Below are 19,276 nucleotides of genomic sequence, written 5' to 3' on the forward strand. Positions count from 1 at the left end.
GCCCCGTACCGCCGTGGTCAGCGGAAGCGCCGCAGCCGCAGGCTGTTGGTGACCACGAACACCGACGAGAAGGCCATCGCCGCACCCGCGATCATCGGGTTGAGCAGGCCGGCGGCCGCCAGCGGCAGCGCCGCCACGTTGTAGCCGAAGGCCCAGAAGAGGTTGCCCTTGATGGTGGCCAGCGTCCTGCGCGAGAGCCGGATCGCGTCGGCCGCCACCAGCAGGTCGCCGCGGACGAGGGTGAGGTCGCCGGCCTCGATGGCCGCGTCGGTGCCGGTGCCCATCGCCAGGCCCAGGTCGGCGGCGGCCAGCGCGGCCGCGTCGTTCACACCGTCGCCGACCATCGCCACCGTACGGCCCTCGGCCTGGAGGCGCCGGACGACGTCGACCTTGTCCTGCGGGAGGACCTCGGCGATCACCTCGTCGATGCCCACCTCGCGGGCCACGGCCCCGGCGACGGCCTTGTTGTCGCCGGTCAGCAGGACGGGCGTGAGCCCGAGGCGGCGCAGCTCGGCGACGGCCCGCGCGCTGGTGTCCTTGACGGCGTCGGCGACGGTGAGGACGCCGCGGGCCGCGCCGTCCCAGGCGACGGCCACGGCGGTACGGCCCTCGGCCTCCGCCGCGGCCTTGGCGGCGGCGAGCTCGGCGGGCAGTTCGATCACCCACTCCGCGAGGAGCTTCTCGCGCCCGACGAGAACCGCGTGGCCCTCGACCACGCCCTGCACACCGAGCCCCGCGACGTTCTCGAAGCTCTCCGGCACCGGCAGGGCGCCGGTGCGTGCGGCGGCACCGTCGGCGATGGCGCGGGCGATGGGGTGCTCGGAGGCGTGCTCCAGGGCGCCGGCCAGCCGCAGCAGCTCGTCCTCGGCGACGCCGGGCGCGGTGACGACGTCGTGCAGGGCCATCGTCCCGGTGGTGACGGTGCCGGTCTTGTCCAGGACGACGGTGTCGACGCGGCGGGTGGACTCCAGGACCTCGGGCCCCTTGATGAGGATGCCCAGCTGCGCGCCGCGGCCGGTGCCGACCATCAGGGCGGTGGGGGTGGCCAGGCCGAGGGCGCACGGGCAGGCGATGATCAGCACGGCGACGGCGGCGGTGAACGCGGCAGTGGCGTCCCCGGTCACGAAGAGCCAGGTCAGCAGCGTGCCGAGGGCGATGACGAGCACGACGGGGACGAAGACGCCGGAGATGCGGTCGGCCAGGCGCTGGACGGCGGCCTTGCCGTTCTGGGCGTCCTCCACCAGCCGGGCCATGCGGGCCAGCTGGGTGTCCGCGCCGACGCGGGTGGCCTCGACGACCAGGCGGCCGGAGGTGTTGACGGTGGCGCCGGTGACGGCGTCGCCCACGGTGACGTCCACGGGCACGGACTCGCCGGTGAGCATCGAGGCGTCGACGGCCGAGCTGCCCTCGACCACGGTGCCGTCGGTGGCGATCTTCTCCCCGGGGCGCACGACGAACCGGTCGCCGGTCATGAGCTCCGCGGTCGGGACGCGCACCTCGCGGCCGTCGCGCAGGACGGCCACGTCCTTGGCGCCCAGCTCCAGCAGCGCCCGCAGGGCCGCCCCGGCCTTGCGCTTGGACCTCGCCTCCAGGTAGCGGCCGGCGAGGATGAAGGAGGTGACGCCGGCCGCGGCCTCCAGGTAGATGGCGGACGAGCCGCCGGCGCGGGAGACCGAGAAGTCGAAGCCGTGCCGCATCCCCGGCATCCCCGCGTCGCCGAAGAAGAGCGCCCACAGCGACCAGCCGAGCGCGGCGAGCGTCCCGATCGACACCAGCGTGTCCATGGTGGCGGCCCCGTGCCGGGCATTGGTCCACGCCGCCCGGTGGAAGGGGAACGCGCCCCACACCACGACCGGCGCCGCCAGCGTCAGCGACAGCCACTGCCAGTTGTCGAACTGGAGGGCCGGCACCATCGCCATCAGCACCACGGGCACCGACAGCACCAGCGAGACCAGCAGCCGCTGCCGCAGCGCGCCGGTCTCGTCGCCGTGGTCCTCCCGCTCCCCGGCCGGGGCGGACGCCTCGGACGGGGCCGCCGGCCGCGGCGGCTCCTGCGCCGTGTAGCCGGTCTTCTCGACGGTGGCGATGAGATCGGCTATCCCGACCCCCTCCGCGTAGGAGACCTTCGCCTTCTCGGTGGCGAAGTTCACCGTCGCCGTGACGCCGTCCATGCGGTTGAGCTTCTTCTCGATGCGGGCGGCGCACGAGGCGCAGGTCATGCCGCCGATGGAGAGCTCGACTTCCGCGGTGGCCGGGGCGGCCGCCGCCCGTTCGGGGGCGATGCTGGTCATGAGGGCTCCTGGGGAGAGAACCGGTGTCGTGTTCCGACAGAGGAACCATATACCCCCCAGGGGTATTCCGACAGGGCCGGGGTGCGTCGCCGGCATGAGGGCGCACAGCACGGCGCCCCCGCCACGGGGTCCGTGACGGGGGCGCGCGGTGGAGCGTGCGCTGCGGCGGCTCAGCCGGTGACGGGGACGGCGACCTGGTGTCGCCGGGCCCGGTCGCCCGCCGGGTCCGTGCCCGCGCCGGCCAGCGGCGTGCCGGTGCCGAGTGCGCCGACCGTGCTGGTCGACAGGGGCAGCGCCAGCTCGTACGGCGTGTGCCCGAGCGAGCCCAGGACGAGGTGGGCGGAGGCCGTGGCCCGCCCGGTGGCGGCCGCGTTGGCCTCGGTGTTGAAGGGCTGCGCCGCCACGGCCGTGTTGAGGCCGAACTCGAGGGCGCCGGCCAGGGCGTGGCCGGGGTGCAGCGCGAACAACCGCTCCAGCTCCGCCCCCGCGGCGGCCGACCCGGCCGCCGCCGCCTTGAGGCCGGTGACCGTGCCGTGGTCCACGGAGAGGACGAGGGGGTAGTGGAACAGACCCGTGAGGCGCTCGTACACCTGCTGTGCGCTCCCGGCCCGTGCGTCGCGGGCGCGGACCACCGGCCGGCCCTTGACCGTGACCTGCCCGTCGAGCCCCGACCCCGTGGCGGCCGCGCCGGCGGCCAGTCTCAGGCGGCCCGTCGGCGCGGGCAGCGCACTGCCCGGCCGGAAGAACCCGGCGTCCCACTCGGACCAGGTGGGGGAGGCGTACGACAGGACGGCCGTGGCGCCCGTCAGCGGGTCGTCGACCCGGAGCCCGGCCGCGCCGTCGACCGCCGAGGCCAGCTCCTCGGCGCGGCACCGCAGGTCGCCGGGGTCGCTCTGCTCCAGCGCCGCCAGCAGGGCGCGCGCCCGCACGCCGGCGGGCCCCTCGCCGCCGGCCCGTACCGTGGCCACCGTGCGGCCGGGGCCCACGGCGGCGGGCGGCGCGCTCAGCAGGGCGTCGGCGGCGGCCACCACCAGGACGTCGCAGTCGTCCGGCAGCTCCGTGCGCAGCAGGTCGGCGAGGGTGTGGCCGGGCGCCGCGACGACGGTGCGGCACTCCTCGTACGGCGACCCGCCCGCGGCGGCCTCGACCTGGAAGGAATCGGCCGCGCCCTGCTCCACGACGAGCGCGAACCGGCGGTGACCGGAAGGGAATTGGCGGTAACGGCCGGGGCGGACGACGACCGGTGTCCCGTCGTGGGCCGTGGCGCTGGTGACACCCATCATCGGCATTCCCCCCGAGGCAGATCATCTGACCATAGGCAAACAACATGTGCCGAACGCACCGCAACATAGCGCGCCCGCAGAGAGGACGACCCGTCAAAACCAGTCAAGATCGGCGTTGCGCACGGGTGATCGGCGGTGGTATGCGGCATACGCTCCCTCTGTGCTCAATGTGACGGAGCTCCTCAAGCGACTGGCGGTGGGCCGGGCCCTGCGCAGCGAGGAGCTGCACGAGACCCTGCTCCCCAAACGGCTGGCCCTGCCGATCTTCGCTTCGGACCCGTTGTCCTCGGTGGCCTACGCCACCCAGGAGATCCTCCTCGTCCTCACCCTCGGCGGCCTCGCCTACCTCCACTTCACCCCGTGGATCGGGGCCGCCGTCGTGGCCCTGATGGTCGTGGTGGTGCTCTCCTACCGGCAGGTGGTGCACGCCTACCCCAGCGGCGGCGGCTCCTACGAGGTGGTCTCCACCAACCTCGGCCCCGCCGCGGGCCTCGTGGTCGCCGCCTCCCTGCTCGTCGACTACGTCATGACGGTGGCCGTGTCCGTCGCCTCCGGCGTGGACAACATCATCTCGGCGGTGCCGGCCCTCGCCGAGCACCGGGTGGCGATGGCCCTGACCTTCGTCGCCGTGCTCACCGGCGTCAACCTGCGCGGCGTCCGCGAGTCCGGCCGGGCCTTCGCGGCCCCCACCTACCTCTTCATCACCGGCGTCCTGGTGATGGTGGCCACCGGCCTGCTCCGCCACCTCCTCGGCCACACCCCGCTGGCCGAGAGCGCGGGCTACGGCATCAAGGCCGAACCCGGCGACGCCGGACTGGCCGGATTCGCCCTCCTGATGCTCTGCCTGCGCGCCTTCTCCAGCGGCTGTACGGCCCTCACCGGCGTGGAGGCCATCTCCAACGGCGTGCCGGCCTTCCGCAAGCCCAAGTCGAAGAACGCCGCCAACACGATGGCGATCATGGGGGCCATCGCCATCACCATGTTCGCCGGCGTCACCGTCCTCGCGCTCGTGGCGAAGGTGCGCATCACCGAGGACCCGTGCCGGCTCACCGGCCTGACCGGCGACTGCTCCGCGCACACCCAGCGGACCGTCATCGCCCAGCTCGCCTCGGCCGTCTTCGGCGGCGACGGCAGCCCCGGCTTCTACTACATCCAGACGGCCACGGCCCTGGTGCTGATCCTGGCCGCCAACACCGCCTACAACGGCTTCCCGCTGCTGGCCTCCATCCTGGCCCAGCACCGCTACCTTCCCCGGCAGCTGCACAACCGCGGCGACCGGCTGGCCTTCTCCAACGGCATCCTGGCCCTGGCCGTCGCCGCCGGCCTGCTGCTGTGGTTCTACCGGGCCAACGTCACCAGCCTCATCCACCTCTACATCCTCGGCGTCTTCACCTCCTTCACCCTCTCCCAGACCGGCATGGTCCGGCACTGGAACCGCGAGCTGCGCGAGGACACCGAGCCCGAGCAGCGCGCGCACCGGCGGGTGGCCCGGGCCGTGAACGCCGTCGGCGCCGTCGTCACCGGCCTCGTCCTGGTGATCGTCCTGGCCACCAAGTTCGTCCAGGGCGCCTGGCTCGCAGTGGTCGCCGCCACGCTGCTCTGGCTCATGATGCGCGGCATCCGCCGCCACTACGACGCCACCGCCGCCGAACTCGCCGTCGTCGACCCCCGGTCCGAACTCGTCCGGCCCTCCCGGGTCCTGGTGATCGTGCTGGTCTCCAAGGTGCACAAGCCCACGCTGCGCGCCCTGGCCTACGCCCGGGCCTTCCGGCCCGACAGCATGGAGGCCCTCACCGTCGCCGTCGACCGGGAGGAGACCGCCACCCTGGAACGGCAGTGGCGCGAACTCGACGTCGACGTGCCGCTGAAGGTCATCGACTCGCCGTACCGGGAGATCACCCGGCCCGTCGTGGACTACGTGCGCTCGCTGCGCGGCACCAGCCCGCGCGACGTGGTGAGCGTCTTCATCCCCGAGTACATCGTCGGCCACTGGTGGGAGCACCTGCTGCACAACCAGTCCGCGCTCTGGCTCAAGAGCCGGCTGCTGTTCACCCCCGGGGTCATGGTGACCAGCGTGCCCTGGCAGCTGAACTCCTCGGCGCGCGCCGACCACCCGGCGGGCCGGGCGCCCGGCTCGGTGCGGCGCGGCGAGCCGGTCCGGCAGCCCCGGCCGCCGCGCCGCACCGACGTCGCCGCGGAGTGACGCCCCGCCGGGGTCAGGTCCCGGCGGCCCGCTCGTAGAGGGCCTTGACCTCGTCGCCGAAGTACGGCCCGAACATGCGGTTGGGCAGGAACGTGTAGCCGAAGCTGTTCACCGACGCCTGCAGGCCGGTGCCGCCGGCCTCGTCGAACGAGGCGAACCAGGGGCCGCCGCTGGAGCCGCCCGTCATGTTGCAGCCGAGCCCGTGGTCCTGCGTCAGCAGGAAGTCCTTGCTCGACCTGCCGGAGCAGTGGATCAGCTTGGTGCCGTCGTACGGCGAGGCGGCCGGGAAGCCGAACGCGTACATGTCCTCGTTGTACGCCCCGTTGAACTGCACGCCCTGGCCGCCGACCACGTCGGTGAGCCGCTTGCCGTCCAGGGTGCCGACGACGGCGGCGCCGACGTCGTAGTTCATCTCCTCGCTCGCCTCCCACTGCGGGGTGGTGAGGGTCTTGCTCGCCGTCCAGGTGCCGTAGGGCGTCTGGCCGTCGTGGTAGCCGGGCACGAACGTCCAGTTGGTGTGCCAGCTGCCCTGGTACTTCACGCAGTGCCCGGCCGTGAGGACGGTGCTGCCGTTGGCGCTGGTGACCGCGTCGCCGGAGCAGGAGGCGTTGCGGCCGTTGAAGGTGAAGAACACCCGGCCCGAGGTCTTCACGATCGCGCCGCCCCCGGTCCACGGCCCACCGGGCTGCGGGAAGCTGCGGAGCTCCGGGGCGGGAGCAGTGGGGGCCGTGGGGGCGACGGTGGCCGTCGCGCCCTGGTGCCGGGGCGCCGCCGCGGTGCCGGCCCGGGGCGCGGGCAGGTCCAGCGGGGTGGCCGAGCGCATCCGCTCGGGCGTCCAGTAGTCCCGTACCCGCTGCTGTGCCGCGGCCGAGGCCGCGAGCGGGGGAGAGGCAGCGGGGCCGGCTGCGGGACCGGGGGCGGGGGCCGCCCCCGCCGGCGCGGTGGCCGCGGCCGTGGCCAGCAGGGTCCCGGCGGCCAGCAGGGCACCGGCGGTCGTACGACGGGAACGTCTCACGCGCGTACTCCTTCCGCCATGGCCGCGCCGTCCGCGCGCGGCCGTCGCGGTGAGCAGGGTGCCACGCCACCACGTGAATTGACAGGGGCGCGTCAAGAGCGGCGGGTCGTCGGGGTGCTGACCAGCAGCGGAGGGGCGGGAGTTGACGTGTTATCTTCACCGAATTGACGGGACCGGCCCGTCAATTCGGGGGGATCACCGGTGCGTTCACGTGCGCTGCCGGGCGCATCGCCCTGCCGCCACGACTTCTTTCTCGTAACGGGAGACCGCACCATGAACGCCATCGACACCCCCGCGACCGGCACCGAGGCCGTCCGCATCCTGGCTATATCCGGCAGCCTCCGCGCCGGCTCCGTCAACTCCGCCCTGCTGCGCGCGGCGGCCGCACTGGCCGGCCCCGAGGTCAAGGTCGAGCTGTGGGACGGCCTCGCCACCGTGCCGCCCTTCAGCGAGGACGACGAGGCCGCGCCCGGTGCCGCCGTCGAGGCGCTGCGGGCCGCCATCACCGACGCCGACGCCCTGCTCTTCGCCACGCCCGAGTACAACACCTCGATCCCGGGCCAGCTGAAGAACGCCCTCGACTGGGCCTCCCGCCCCTACGGCGCCGGCGCGCTGACCGGCACCACCGCCGCCGTCATCGGCGCCAGCCCCAGCGGCTTCGGCGCCAAGTGGGCCCAGGCCGAGCTGCGCAAGGTGCTGTCCGCCTGCGGCGCCCAGGTCGTCGGCGAGGAGCTGTGCGTCGCCAAGGCCCACACCGTTCTCGGCGAGGACGGCCTGCCCACCGACGAGGAACTGCGCACCGCGCTGACCGGGCTGGTCGGCACGCTGGCCGAGGCCGCCCGCGCCGCGAAGGCCGCCGCTGCCTGAGCCGTGCCCCGGTGATTCCCCGGGGCCGTGCCCGGCGAGCGCCGGGCACGGCCCCGTCGTGCTCTACGCGCTTCGCGCGTCGCGGCGTTCGCAGGTGGCCTGATTCGTTCGCACACGAACGAGCCGGAGCCGGAACATCGCACGCCGTAACCGATCCGGTGGGAACATCATTCCGCCGTTGGTGCGGTGACAGGAGTGCCGGCAGGAGTCAAGAGGGGCCTCGTCGCCTCCGCCATGAACTGGGGGCCGATGTGGCAGCGGATCAGGCGTCCGTCATCTCCGGGTGGGTCCTGCCCGCCGTCGTGTGCGCACCCGTGACGTGGGTGTGCCTGGTGTTCCGCTTCCGCGGGGAGGGACGGCTGCTGGGCAGCGTCCGCTCGGCGGCGCTGGCGCTCTGCGTGGCGCTGTGGACCTCCGGCATGGCCGCCGTCGCCGGTGGGCTGCTGCTGCCGCACGCGTCCAGTGTGCCGCCCGCGGCGCTGGGCGTCGTGACGGGCTGGGGCGTGGGCCCGCGGGGCCGCGGCGAGCAGGGCGGCGGGCGCGCCGCGCTGGCGGTGCTGACCCTGGGCAACTCCCTGCTGCTGCACCAGCTCGCGCTGCGGCTGCGCACCGACCGGGCCGAGTGGTGCGAGCGGATGGCGCAGGGCTTCCCCGACTGCTGGGACCTGGACGCCTTCGCGGCCGACCTGCGGGCGCACCTGCTGCTGCGGGTGGACGTGCCGGGCCGGGCCAAGGGGGCGCGGGCGGCCGTGCGGCGCGAGATCACCGAGCGGCACAAGGAGGTGCGGGCCGCCGCCCAGAAGTGGATCACCCTGGAGACGAAGGTGCAGAAGGCGTGCGACGAGCAGGGGCGCGCGCCCGGCCGCGAGGAACTGCGCCAGCTGCGGCGGGCGTTCGGCGAGGCGGAGCAGTACCTGACGTACCTGCTGGAGCTCGCGCACGCGCACGGCAAGCGGAGCGACGCGGCCCGCCTGCGCGAGCTGCGGGCCCGGTACGTGCCGGCCCGGGACGGCCGGGACGGGGACGGTGACGGGCGCGGCGACCGGGACGACACCTCGGGCGCGGCGCGGGAGCCGGAGAACGCGCCGCCGGTAGCCAGGGGCTGAGGGCGGGCCGTCCGGGGGCGCTGCTCAGTGGCGCCGTTCGGTGGCCGTGCTCGGCGACGCCGCTCGGCGGTGCTGCTCGGTGGCGCCGCTCAGCGGCGTGACGAGGGCGCGGCCGGGTGGAGCGGGGCCGGTTCGGCCGGTTCCGTCAGGGCGGGTTCCGCGGTGGCCGGCTCGCGGCGCGCGGGGGTGTCGTGGAAGGTGATCTCCACGCGGGCGTCGAGGGCGTCGGCGACGGCGGCCAGTGAGTGCAGGGTCAGGTTCTCCCCGCCGGAGAGGATCTGGCTCACCCGTCCCGGGGAGACGCCCATACAGTCGGCCAGATCCTTACGGGTCATGCCGCGCTCGGCCAGGAGGCCGGCCAGGGAGGCCGTCGCCTGCCGTGCCAGCCGGGGGCCCGCCGCCCCGGCCGCTCGGTCGTCTTCCCCGTACTTCGCCACGGAACGCCGCCAGGCCATGTGCTACCCCCACGTGCGATGCGGATGCCTCTTGTGCGATGCCTCTTGCCGGTACCTCTCGCTGATGAGCATGCCACCTTTAGCGTTAGCTAAAAGCCACTCGTGGGGAATCCTGCCGCCGCGTGTCGCGGAGGGGGCCCTTCCCCACCGGATGACCAGGGCATTCGGCAGAACCATCAAGTTCCGGCCAGATTTGCGGAGTTCACCCGTCCAGGGGCGCGCAGGGGTGTGCGCACGGAGTCTGGCCAACCCCGCGGGCGCCTCCTACGATGCGAACGCTCCCAGCCCGGCCGGGGCGGCAGGACGTTTCATGCTTTGACATGTGCATGGCACATCTTACGCCTCGGTTCCCGCAGCGACAACCGAGACAACCGATTGGAGCACCATGCCCACCGGTCTCTTCACAGCGGGCGCCCTCGCGGCGTTGCTCGCCACGCCGCTCGCCACCCACAACCCCTCGGTCATCACCAACCCGCCGCCGGACAAGATCGTGATCGAGGTCGCCACGGTCAACGGCTCGGGCTGCCGGGCGGGCACCGCCGCCGTCGCGGTGTCCCCCGACAACACGGCCTTCACCGTGACATACAGCGACTACCTGGCCCAGGTCGGCGTCGGCTCCAAGCCCACCGACTTCCGCAAGAACTGCCAGCTGAACCTGAACGTGCACGTGCCGCAGGGCTTCACCTACGCGATCGCCGCCGCCGACTACCGGGGCTTCGCCAAGCTCGAGGCGGGGGCGACCGGCACGGAGAAGGCGTCGTACTACTTCCAGGGCTCGCCCGTGACGACGCCCAGCGCCCACACCTTCACCGGCGCCTACGCCGACAACTGGCAGATCACGGACAGCGTCCCGGTCGCCGCGCTGGTCTGGCACCCCTGTGGCGAGCTGCGCAACTTCAACATCAACACCGAGCTGCGGGTGAACGCGGGCACCTCCGACCCGTCGAAGACCACGAGCTTCATGACCATGGACTCGACCGACGGCAGCATCAGAACGACCTACCACCTCGCGTGGAAGGAGTGCCCGGCGAAGTGACGGCCACGGCCGTACGGGTTCCCGGGCCGCCGGCCCGGGAACCTCGCCGGCCGTACGCCTTCGTGGCCCCGGTCACAACGATTTCGGCCCGCCGTACCCGGCCCCACCTGCGGTGATCGCAAACTGTCAGATAACGGTGACGCTCAGGGTATAGACCTTTGGCGGGAAGCGAGCGACTGTGGGGAAAACCCTCACACCTCCGGACAGCATCCGAGCCCCATGCCTCCCTTCAGTCGCGACACGGCCCCCCTCGCCGCCTGGCCGGCTCCGCCCCGGCGGCTCGACGGATTCCGGGGCGCCGGCTTCCCCTCCTGCTCCCACAGCCCCGTCGCCCCCTGGACGCTCCGCGGTCTGCCGCCGGGCCCGCCACCCGCCCGCTCCCTCACGCTCCCCCCGGTCACCACGTCCGTGGCCGTCGCCCGCCGGTTCACCCACCGGCTGCTGACCGAGTGGGGGCTGCCGGAACTGGCCGACGACGCCACCCTGCTCCTGTCGGAGCTGGTCACCAACGCGATCGTGCACGTGCCCGGGGACGCCGGGGACGTCCGCGTCGCCGTCAGCCGTACCCCCGGCCACCTCGTCGTCCAGGTCAGCGACCGCGGCGGCCGCCTGCCGCGGTGCGCCGAGGCCGGCGCGGACAGCGAGGGCGGGCGCGGCATGTGGCTGGTGGAGCAGCTGGCCGCGGCCTGGGGCCACCACGCCGCCGCGGGCGGCAAGACCGTCTGGTTCGCGCTGCCCCTGCCCCCGGGCGCCTAGCCGGTCTCCGCCGTCCGGCCCGGTGCGGGCTGCGCGGCGGGGCCGATCGGGGGGAACATGGAAACGCTGCGGCGTGACGGACGAGGAGAGGACGACGGAGGGCCGGGCCGCCGGCACGAGGCCGCCGCACCACCCCGAGCGGGCGGAGGGAGGACCTCGCATGGGCACCGCCGACGCGTACCGGCCGGAGCCGGACCGGCCGGGCCCGGCCCCGTACCGGACCGGCAGCCTGCTCGACGTGCTCAGCGTGGCCGCCGCGGTGCTCGACCGGGACGGCCGGATCGTGCTGTGGAGCCCCCAGGCCGAGGACCTGTTCGGCTGGTCCGCCGCCGAGGCGCTCGGCCGGTACGCGGCGAAGCTGCTGGTCGACGAGGCGCACCGGGACGACGTCCTGGAGCTCTTCGCCAAGGTCATGGCCGGCGGCAGCTGGGCCGGGGTGTTCCCCGCCCGGCACAAGGACGGCCGGTCCCTGCTCCTGGAGTTCCGCAACGTCCGGCTGGAGGACCAGGAGGGCGAGGTCTACGCCCTCGGCATCGCCACCGACCGCGAGGTCCTGCGGCATGTCGAGCGCGACCTGGCGCTGTCGCTGCGGCTGGTGGCGCAGTCCCCGATCGGCCTGGCCGTCCTGGACACCGGGCTGCGGTACGTCATGGTCAACCCCGCGCTCGAGCGGATGCACGGCCTGGCGGCCGGGGAGCACCTGGGGCGGACCGTGCGGGAGGCGCTGCCGTTCGTCGACGCCGACCGCGTGGAGGCGGCCATGCGGCAGGTGCTGGCCACCGGCACACCGCTGGTGGACCAGTTCGTCGTGGGCCCCACGGCCGACCCGTCGGCCGGTGCGCGGGCGCGCCTGGTCTCGTACTACCGGCTGGAGGACCCCGGCGGCCATGAGCTGGGGCTGGCCACGTCGGTGGTGGACGTCACCGACCGGCAGCGGGCCGCCGACGAGGCCCGGCGCCGGCTGGCGCTGATCGCCGACGCGTCGGTGCTGATCGGCACCACCCTGGACCTCGACCAGACCGCCCGCGAGCTCGCCGAGGTGGTGGTGCCGGCGCTGGCCGACGTGGCCGCCGTGGACGTCCTGGACTCCGCCCTGCACGGCAACTCGGCCCCGGCCGGCGCGGAGGCCGCCGTCTTCCGGGCGCTGGCCGTTGCCGCCGCCCCCGGCGCGGAGGACGCGGCGGGCGCCGCCGACCCGCCCGGCGAGATCGCCCAGTACGCCGCCGACCGGCTGGTCACCCGCTGCGTGCGCAGCGGCCGCCCGGTGCACCTGCCGCACGTGGCCGCCGCGGACCTGCCGCGGGTGGCGCGGGACGACACGGCCGCCGGCCGGCTGGGCCGGGCGGGCCTGCACTCGTACCTGGCGGTGCCGCTGATCGCCCGGGGCGAGGTGCTGGGCGCCCTGGACCTGAAGCGGACCCGCAACCCCGAGCCGTTCGGCGACGACGACGTGGTGCTGGCGGGCGAGCTGGCCGCCCGGGCCGCGGTCTGCATCGACAACGCCCGCTGGTACCAGCGCGAGCGCACCACCGCCGTCACCCTCCAGCGCAACCTGCTGCCCCAGCGGCCCGAGAACCTGGTGGGCCTGGACGTCGCGTACCGGTACCAGCCGGCGGGGGCCGCCGGCCAGGTCGGCGGCGACTGGTTCGACGTCATCCCGCAGCAGGAGGGGCGCACCGCGCTGGTCGTCGGTGACGTCATGGGCAGCGGCATCACGGCCGCCGCGGCCATGGGCCAGCTGCGGACCGCCGCCCGGACGCTGGTGGAGCTGGGCCTGGACCCGGCGCAGGTGCTGAGCCACCTCGACCGCACCGCCAGTGGACTGGACCAGTCGATCGCCACGTGTCTGTACGCCCTGTACGACCACCGCGAGGGCTGGTGCCGCGTCGCCAACGCCGGCCACCTGCCGCCCGTCCTGGTGCGTCCGGGGCAGCGGCCCGTCCTGGTGGACCTGCCGACGGGCGCGCCGCTGGGCGTCGGCGGCGTCCCGTTCGAGAGCGTGGGCGTGGCCCTGGCCCCGGGGGACCGGCTGGTGCTCTACACCGACGGCCTGGTGGAGACCCGCGAGGACGCGATCGACAGCCGCCTGGAGGTCCTGGTCGACCTGCTCGCCGCCGCCCCGCCGGACCTGGAGGCCACCTGCGACCTCCTCCTGCACGACCTGCGCGAGGACAACGACCAGGACGACGTGGCCCTGCTCATCGCGCGCGTGCGCGAGGACGGCGGCCGTGACCCGGGGTAGCCCGCACTCCTCGTTGTACAGTAGGGGAATCGCCCTTGACCTGCACAAATGCGGGCAGGGAGCCTACCTTTCGGGAGTACCTCGATGTACCGCACCATGATGAAGTCGAAGATTCATCGTGCCACCGTGACCCAGGCCGATCTGCACTACGTGGGATCGCTCACCGTCGACGCGGACCTGATGGAAGCCGCCGACCTGCTGCCCGGCGAGAAGGTCGACATCGTCGACATCAACAACGGTGCGCGGCTGTCCACCTACGTCATCGAGGGCCCCCGCGGCAGCGGGGTGATCGGGATCAACGGCGCCGCCGCCCGCCTGATCAGCCCCGGCGACCTGGTCATCGTCATCGCCTACGGCACGATGGACGACGCCGAGGCGCGCACGTTCGAGCCGCGGGTCGTCTTCGTCGACGAGCGCAACGCCGTGGTCGACCTGGGTGCGGACCCGGCCGCGGTGCCGGAGGGGTCGGGGCTGCTGCGCGGCGACCTGGTGGCGGCCGCCGAGGCCGAGCTGGGCTGAGCAGGGCTGAGCGGGGAACAACCGGTAATCGCTGGTGCGGGCGCCGCGGCGCCCGCACGTCAGTGTGCGGCGGGGGGCTCCGGCGACTGGCCGTTCCGGCTGGTCGGGAGGCCCTCCAACTCGCGTACCCGCTCGATGACCTCGTTGATCGACTGAAGGCTCCGCGAGGACAGGCCCGCCGCGCGCAGCGCCACCCGCTGCACCTGGGTGTCGCGGAGCGCCACGAGCAGGCCCAGGTCGGCGTTGACCTCCTCGGTCACCTTGTCGTCGAAGAAGTAGGCCGGAGGTACGCCGAAGAACTTCGCCAGCGCTTCCACGTGACGGAGCGTCGGATTGGTCCGCTGGCCCCTGCGCAGCAGCCAGATGTAGCTGCCCGAGATCGACACGCCTCCGGCGGTGATCGCGCGCGCCACCTCTTCCGTGCTGTACGGCTCCCGTCCTGCCGGTACCACCGTCCGGAACAGGTGGTTGAGTTTGTCGGCCAGTGTTTGCCCGGCCGTGGCGTCGGGTTCGTTCATGATCGCACCTCCCTCCGCGGCCAATCTAGCTTACGGGGGAGGGGGTCGGTCCATGTCCCGTTGGACTCAATGCGGTTGACAGCGCACATGCTCACTGCCTAGCGTCCTGGGTGTCGGAGGATCGACTGGTGTTGGACCCCTTCGAAAGAAGGGCCGCACACCAGTTGGCGGGGGAGGGGGATGACGTGACGGTTCCGCAGCCGGAACAGTGCATCACCGTGGTCCCTGTCGACTCGCTGCTGCCGGGGGAGTCCCCCCGGCTGGCCGGCGAGGATCCCCGGCACGTCCAGCGGCTCGCCCGGCTGGACGGAGCACTGCCCCCCATCGTCGTCCACCGCGCCACCGCGCGGGTCGTCGATGGTATGCACCGGCTGCGAGCCGCTCGTCTACGGGGGGATGAGCGGATCGCGGTCCGGTACTGGGACGGCAGTCAGGAGGACGCCTTCGTCTACGCGGTCCAGGCCAACAGCCGGGACGGACTGCCCCTGACCCAGGCCGACCGGTCGGCCGCCGCCGAGCGCATCATCCTCAGCCATCCGCACTGGTCGGACCGGCTGATCGCCTCGGCGGCCGGCCTGGCCGCCAGCACCGTCTCCGCCCTGCGCAGACGCACGGCGGACCGGGCGCCGCAGGTCACGGTGCGCGTCGGCCGCGACGGCCGGGTACGGCCGCTCAACGCCGCCGAGGGCCGGCGCCGTGCCGGTGCCCTCATCGCCGCCCGGCCGCACGCCGGCCTCCGCGAGATCGCGGACAGCGCCGGCATCGCCGTGGGCACCGCCCGCGACGTACGGCTGCGGCTGCGCCGCGGCCAGGACCCGGTGCCGAAGAAGCTGCGCGACGCGGAGAGCCGCGAGACCACCGGGCCCGTCCGGCGGACGGCCACCGACCGCGCCACCGCCGCCGGGAGCCCGGCCCGGCCGGTCGTGACCGCCGTGGGCGAACCACCGCTGCGCAGGCTCCGGTCCGACCCCTCGCTGCGCCTCACCGAGGGCGGCCGGGCCCTGCTCCAGCTGCTCAGCGCGCACGCCATCAGCGGCGACCGGTGGCGGCGCCTGCTCGACGCCGTTCCCGACCACCGCCGTTCGACGGTGGCGCAGGCGGCCCGGCTGTGCGCCGAGTCGTGGCTGCGCTTCGCCGTCGAACTGGAACGCCGCGCGATGTAACGGCGCGGACCCGGGTGGCGCTGTGGAAGACGAACAACCATGCGGGCCGCGTGCCCGGAGTGGACGGACGTGCGCGGCGAGCGCCGCAGGTTACGGGGGCCGGCAGTGAGCACTGTACGAGCCGTGGGCAACGACTCGCGGACGATCGCCTTCTCTCTACTGGGGCCGCTGACGGCCAGCGTGGGCGAGGAGCCCGTCGCCATCGAGGGCCGCCGGCAGCGCGTGGTGCTGGCGCTGCTGGTGCTGGCCCGGGGCCGGGCCGTCCCGGCGGACGTGCTGGCCCGCGCGGTCTGGGGCGAGCACCCGCCGGTGTCCGCCCGTACGCATCTCGCGCTGTGCGTCCGCGCGTTGCGCCGGGCCTTCCGCGCCGCCGGCCACCCGGGACCCCTCATCACCACGGCCCACCCCGGCTACCGGCTGCACACCGACGGCGTGGGCGTGGACGCCCAGGACTTCGAGGCCCTCGTCGACGCGGCCTGCGAGGCCGCCGGGCGCAGCGACCGCGAGGAGACCGCCGCCCTGTGCCGCCGGGCCTTGGCCCTGTGGAAGGGCCCGGCCCTGGAGGACGCGGGCGGCAGGGTGGCCGGCCCGGACGCCCGCCACCTGGAGGAACGGCGCCGCACGGCCTGCGAGGTCCTGCTGGCCATCGGCCGCCGCCAGGCCGAGGACGGCTACTTCGAGGAGGCCGAGGACAGCCTCCGCGACGCCGCCGCGGCGGCCGACGCCATGGCCGAACCCTGCCTGGCCGCCGAGGCCCACCTCGCCCTCGCCCGCCTCTGCGGCACGCTGTACCGCACCGCGGAGGCCCGCCGCCACCTGTGGTCGGCGACCTGCGCCTTCCGCGTGGCGGGCCTCGCCACGGGCGAGGCCCGCGCGGAAGCGGAAGCCCTCCGCCTCACGGAACGCCCCACGGCGGCCCTGGGACCGCTGGGCCTGATCCCACGCCAGTCGAAGAGGTGAGGCGGGGCTGTCTCTCAGCCCAGTTCCTCCGCCGCCGGGTACGACGTCTGCGCGCCCGGGCGCGTGACCGACACGGCCGCCACGCGCACGGCCAGGCGTGCCGCCTCGCCGAGGCGGTCCCCCTGGGCGAGGCGCCAGGCCAGGGCGCCGGTGAAGGCGTCGCCGGCGCCGGTCGTGTCGACGGCCTCCGCCGGGACGCCCGGCACGGTGGTGGCGCCCTCGTCGTCCAGGGTCAGCGCGCCGTCGGCGCCGAGGGTGACGACCACCGAGCGGGCGCCCCGGCGGCGCAGGGCGTGGGCCCGGTCGGCGGGGGAACCGTCCGCCACGCCGGACAGCAGACGGGCCTCGTGCTCGTTGACCACCAGTGGGTCCGCCGCCGTCAGCAGGTCGTGCGGCAGGTCGTGCGGTGGCACCGGTGACGGGTTGAGGACCACGCGCGTGCCGGCGCGGCGGGCCGCCCTCGCCGCCGCGGCCGTCGTCTCCCACGGCACTTCGCCCTGCAGGCTCAGCACGGCCGAGTCCGCGATCAGCGCGTCGGCCGCGGCCACGTCCTCCGGCGACAGCCGCGCGTTGGCGCCCGGCGACACCACGATCGCGTTGTCCCCGTCCGGGCCGACCACGATCATCGCCGTGCCGGTGCGGGCGCCCGCTTCGACGCGTACGTGCCCCACGTCCGTGCCCGCCGCGCGCTGCGCCTCCAGCAGCAGCTCCCCGTACGCGTCGTCGCCCACCCGTGCCAGCAGCGTCGTCCGCGCACCGAGGCGCGCGGCCGCCGCGGCCTGGTTGGCGCCCTTGCCGCCGGGGGACTCCACGAGGTCCGAGCCCGGCACGGTCTCGCCCGGCCCCGGCCGCCGCCCGACCCGGACCGTCAGGTCGGCGTTGGCCGACCCCACCACCAGCACGTCGTAGCGCCGTCCGCCGTTCGTCATCGGCACCGTCCTCGTCATCGGTGTCGCACCACCTTCGCCTCACGGATTCGCGATCACCCGCATTCTCGCCGCTGCCCGTCGCTGCCCGCCGCCGACCGCCCCCGTCACCCGTACGGCCGACGTCCGGCCGGGCCCGGCACAGGCCCGGACGGCCCAGTTCCGGCCGGTTCCGGCAGGTCATCGCGGTGCGTGAAGGAGCCGCTGCCCCGAGTCGCGCGACATGCGGGCGGGGGTGATCCTGGGCACGACCGTGGCCGATACGGCCGGCCCGGCACCGGGTTTCCGGCGCCGTTTGCGATCGGGGCGCGAGGGCAGCCGCCCTCCCGGAAGGCGCCCGGCCGGCAGGCACTCCTTGACGCACGAGCGAGGGGACATCCGTGACCATGGCTGACACAACGCTCTCCGCCTCCCCGGCCGGCCCCCGGGCCGCCTCCCCGGCCGGCCCCCCGGGACGGGCCCCCTCCCCGCCGTCCGGCGACTTCGACCGCCTGGCCGCACTGCCGGCCGGCCCGGAGCGCGACCGGCTGCGCCAGGAGATCATCGCGGCCTGGCTGCCCATGGCCGACCGCATCAGCCTGCGGTTCCGCAAGTCCGGCGAGAGCCTCGCCGACCTGCGGCAGGTGGCCGCGCTCGCCCTGGTCCACGCCGTGGACCGGTTCGACCCGCGGCGCGGCTACGCGTTCGAGTCGTTCGCCATCCCCACCATCAACGGCGAACTGAAGCGGCACGTCCGCGACCACGTCTGGTCCCTGCACATACCGCGCCGCGACCAGGAGCTGCGCGCCACCGTGCGCGCCGCGCGCACTCGGCTGGAACAGACCGGGGCGGGCTCGGAGGTCACCGTCGCCGAGCTGGCCGCCGAGACCGGCCTCTCGGAGGACGAGGTGCGGCGCGGCCTGGACGCGGACGGCGTGCACTACACGCTCTCCCTCGACCACCCCGTCGCCGGCGCCGACGAGCTGCCGCTCGCCGACACCCTCGGGCGGGCCGACCTCGCGCTGGACCTGGTCGTGGACCGGCAGTCGCTCAAGCCGCTGCTGGCCGCACTGCCCGAGCGGGAGAAATACGTTCTCTACTGGCGCTTCTTCGGCAATCTCACACAGAAGCAGATAGGCGCCCGGCTCGGTGTCTCCCAGATGCAGATTTCCCGCATTCTCACCCGCACCTGCGCCCGGCTGCGCCAGCAGTTGCTCGCCACGGCCTGAGCGCCATTCCTGTCATTCCTGAAGCGTGATTTGAGGCAGGCGAAACACCATGACATCAGAGCATTCAGGGCTCACCCCGGATCTGCCGCCGATCGTGGAGATCCCCGACCTGCCCCTCTCGGGGGAGGGGCACGGCGAACAGGGGGACCCCGCCGCGGGCAGCGGACGCGGCAGTGGGCACGGCGGCGCGCACGGCAGCGGATACGGCAGTGGCGCCCATCAGGGTGCTGATGGGCGCCACGGTCGCGCGGGGGAGGGGTCCGGCGGCTGACTGCGACCCGGTTCCCCGCGCGGGCGCGCTGTCCGGCTGTGACGCGCGCGCCTGGGGGGGCAAGAACTCAGTCGTTGACGCAGACGTTGCCGAACGTGGGGTTCAGCAGCCCGACGATGTCGATCGTGTTCCCGCAGAGGTTGATCGGGACGTGGATCGGGATCTGAATTACGTTGCCGGAGACGACGCCGGGGGAGCCGACGGCCGCACCCTGCGCGCCGGCGTCGGCGGAGGCAACACCGGCGGCACCGCTGATGGCGGTACCGGCGGCAGCGGTCAGGATGGCTGCCTTGGCGATACGCGACATGGTCAAACCTTTCTAAGGGGTGTTGAGACGCAATTGTGGCGGCTGTTTTGTGGCAGGTGCGCACAATAAGGTGGAACCGGGCATCAATTAACCCGGAGAGCCCAATAAGTCGGATGTAATGCAGAATCGGGAAATCGGGCGGAAAAACAC

General features: G+C 74.1%; 17 protein-coding genes. 10 read left to right on the forward strand and 7 right to left on the reverse strand.

The features are described from left to right. Positions 1 to 17 precede the first annotated feature (17 nt). Entirely contained in the window at positions 18 to 2,291 is a 2,274-nt protein-coding gene (locus IE305_RS03675; RefSeq protein WP_190127873.1) for a heavy metal translocating P-type ATPase, read from the reverse strand. Between the two features lie 170 nt (positions 2,292 to 2,461). Further along, on the reverse strand, positions 2,462 to 3,574 hold the full coding sequence (locus IE305_RS03680; RefSeq protein WP_190127874.1) for a hypothetical protein: 1,113 nt from the start codon (positions 3,572 to 3,574) through the stop codon (positions 2,462 to 2,464). Positions 3,575 to 3,734: 160 nt separating this feature from the next. Between IE305_RS03680 and IE305_RS03685 the strand changes: the two genes are divergently transcribed. Further along, positions 3,735 to 5,777, forward strand: coding sequence for an APC family permease (locus IE305_RS03685; protein WP_190127875.1), 2,043 nt, complete (start codon positions 3,735 to 3,737; stop codon positions 5,775 to 5,777). A gap of 13 nt (positions 5,778 to 5,790) precedes the next feature. Here the strand turns inward: IE305_RS03685 and IE305_RS03690 are convergent, their stop codons facing one another. Then, positions 5,791 to 6,792, reverse strand: a complete 1,002-nt coding sequence (locus IE305_RS03690) for a trypsin-like serine peptidase (RefSeq protein ID WP_190127876.1) — start codon at positions 6,790 to 6,792, stop codon at positions 5,791 to 5,793. 273 nt (positions 6,793 to 7,065) lie between these two features. Between IE305_RS03690 and IE305_RS03695 the strand changes: the two genes are divergently transcribed. Next, on the forward strand, positions 7,066 to 7,659 hold the full coding sequence (locus tag IE305_RS03695; RefSeq protein ID WP_190127877.1) for an NADPH-dependent FMN reductase: 594 nt from the start codon (positions 7,066 to 7,068) through the stop codon (positions 7,657 to 7,659). A 251-nt stretch (positions 7,660 to 7,910) separates the two neighbouring features. Then, complete coding sequence (locus IE305_RS03700; protein ID WP_190127878.1) at positions 7,911 to 8,765, forward strand: hypothetical protein; 855 nt, start codon at positions 7,911 to 7,913, stop codon at positions 8,763 to 8,765. Positions 8,766 to 8,854: 89 nt separating this feature from the next. Here the strand turns inward: IE305_RS03700 and IE305_RS03705 are convergent, their stop codons facing one another. Beyond that, positions 8,855 to 9,220 (reverse strand): helix-turn-helix domain-containing protein, encoded by a 366-nt coding sequence (locus IE305_RS03705; RefSeq protein WP_190127879.1) that lies wholly within the window; start codon positions 9,218 to 9,220, stop codon positions 8,855 to 8,857. 385 nt (positions 9,221 to 9,605) lie between these two features. On the opposite strand from IE305_RS03705, the gene IE305_RS03710 reads away from it, so the two are divergent. The 4 genes from IE305_RS03710 to panD all read left to right on the forward strand — a co-directional run bounded on the left by IE305_RS03710 (position 9,606) and on the right by panD (position 13,773). After that, positions 9,606 to 10,256, forward strand: coding sequence for a DUF4360 domain-containing protein (locus IE305_RS03710; protein ID WP_190127880.1), 651 nt, complete (start codon positions 9,606 to 9,608; stop codon positions 10,254 to 10,256). A 219-nt stretch (positions 10,257 to 10,475) separates the two neighbouring features. Further along, a complete protein-coding gene (locus tag IE305_RS03715; protein WP_190127881.1) occupies positions 10,476 to 11,012 on the forward strand; it encodes an ATP-binding protein in 537 nt (178 codons plus the stop codon). A gap of 160 nt (positions 11,013 to 11,172) precedes the next feature. Beyond that, complete coding sequence (locus tag IE305_RS03720) at positions 11,173 to 13,254, forward strand: SpoIIE family protein phosphatase (RefSeq protein WP_190127882.1); 2,082 nt, start codon at positions 11,173 to 11,175, stop codon at positions 13,252 to 13,254. Positions 13,255 to 13,338: 84 nt separating this feature from the next. After that, the gene (panD, locus tag IE305_RS03725) at positions 13,339 to 13,773 is read left to right on the forward strand and encodes an aspartate 1-decarboxylase (protein WP_190127883.1); all 435 of its coding nucleotides are present in this window, start codon (positions 13,339 to 13,341) and stop codon (positions 13,771 to 13,773) included. A gap of 59 nt (positions 13,774 to 13,832) precedes the next feature. Here panD and IE305_RS03730 read toward each other — a convergent pair whose 3' ends face one another. Next, a complete protein-coding gene (locus tag IE305_RS03730; protein ID WP_190127884.1) occupies positions 13,833 to 14,291 on the reverse strand; it encodes a helix-turn-helix domain-containing protein in 459 nt (152 codons plus the stop codon). 185 nt (positions 14,292 to 14,476) lie between these two features. Here IE305_RS03730 and IE305_RS03735 point away from each other — a divergent pair, with 185 nt between their 5' ends. Together IE305_RS03735 and IE305_RS03740 are read left to right on the forward strand one after the other, a co-directional pair. Next, a complete protein-coding gene (locus tag IE305_RS03735) occupies positions 14,477 to 15,454 on the forward strand; it encodes a ParB/RepB/Spo0J family partition protein (RefSeq protein ID WP_190127885.1) in 978 nt (325 codons plus the stop codon). A 105-nt stretch (positions 15,455 to 15,559) separates the two neighbouring features. Then, complete coding sequence (locus IE305_RS03740; RefSeq protein WP_190127886.1) at positions 15,560 to 16,414, forward strand: AfsR/SARP family transcriptional regulator; 855 nt, start codon at positions 15,560 to 15,562, stop codon at positions 16,412 to 16,414. A gap of 14 nt (positions 16,415 to 16,428) precedes the next feature. On the opposite strand, the gene IE305_RS03745 is transcribed toward IE305_RS03740, so the two are convergent. Beyond that, entirely contained in the window at positions 16,429 to 17,361 is a 933-nt protein-coding gene (locus tag IE305_RS03745) for a ribokinase (RefSeq protein WP_229890493.1), read from the reverse strand. Between the two features lie 365 nt (positions 17,362 to 17,726). Here IE305_RS03745 and IE305_RS03750 point away from each other — a divergent pair, with 365 nt between their 5' ends. Then, positions 17,727 to 18,548 (forward strand): SigB/SigF/SigG family RNA polymerase sigma factor, encoded by an 822-nt coding sequence (locus IE305_RS03750; RefSeq protein WP_190127887.1) that lies wholly within the window; start codon positions 17,727 to 17,729, stop codon positions 18,546 to 18,548. A 338-nt stretch (positions 18,549 to 18,886) separates the two neighbouring features. Here the strand turns inward: IE305_RS03750 and IE305_RS03755 are convergent, their stop codons facing one another. Beyond that, positions 18,887 to 19,126, reverse strand: a complete 240-nt coding sequence (locus IE305_RS03755; RefSeq protein ID WP_190127888.1) for a chaplin — start codon at positions 19,124 to 19,126, stop codon at positions 18,887 to 18,889. Positions 19,127 to 19,276 lie beyond the last annotated feature (150 nt).

The sequence above is a fragment of the Streptomyces mashuensis genome, assembly GCF_014654785.1.
GTDB classification, from domain to species: domain Bacteria; phylum Actinomycetota; class Actinomycetes; order Streptomycetales; family Streptomycetaceae; genus Streptomyces; species Streptomyces mashuensis.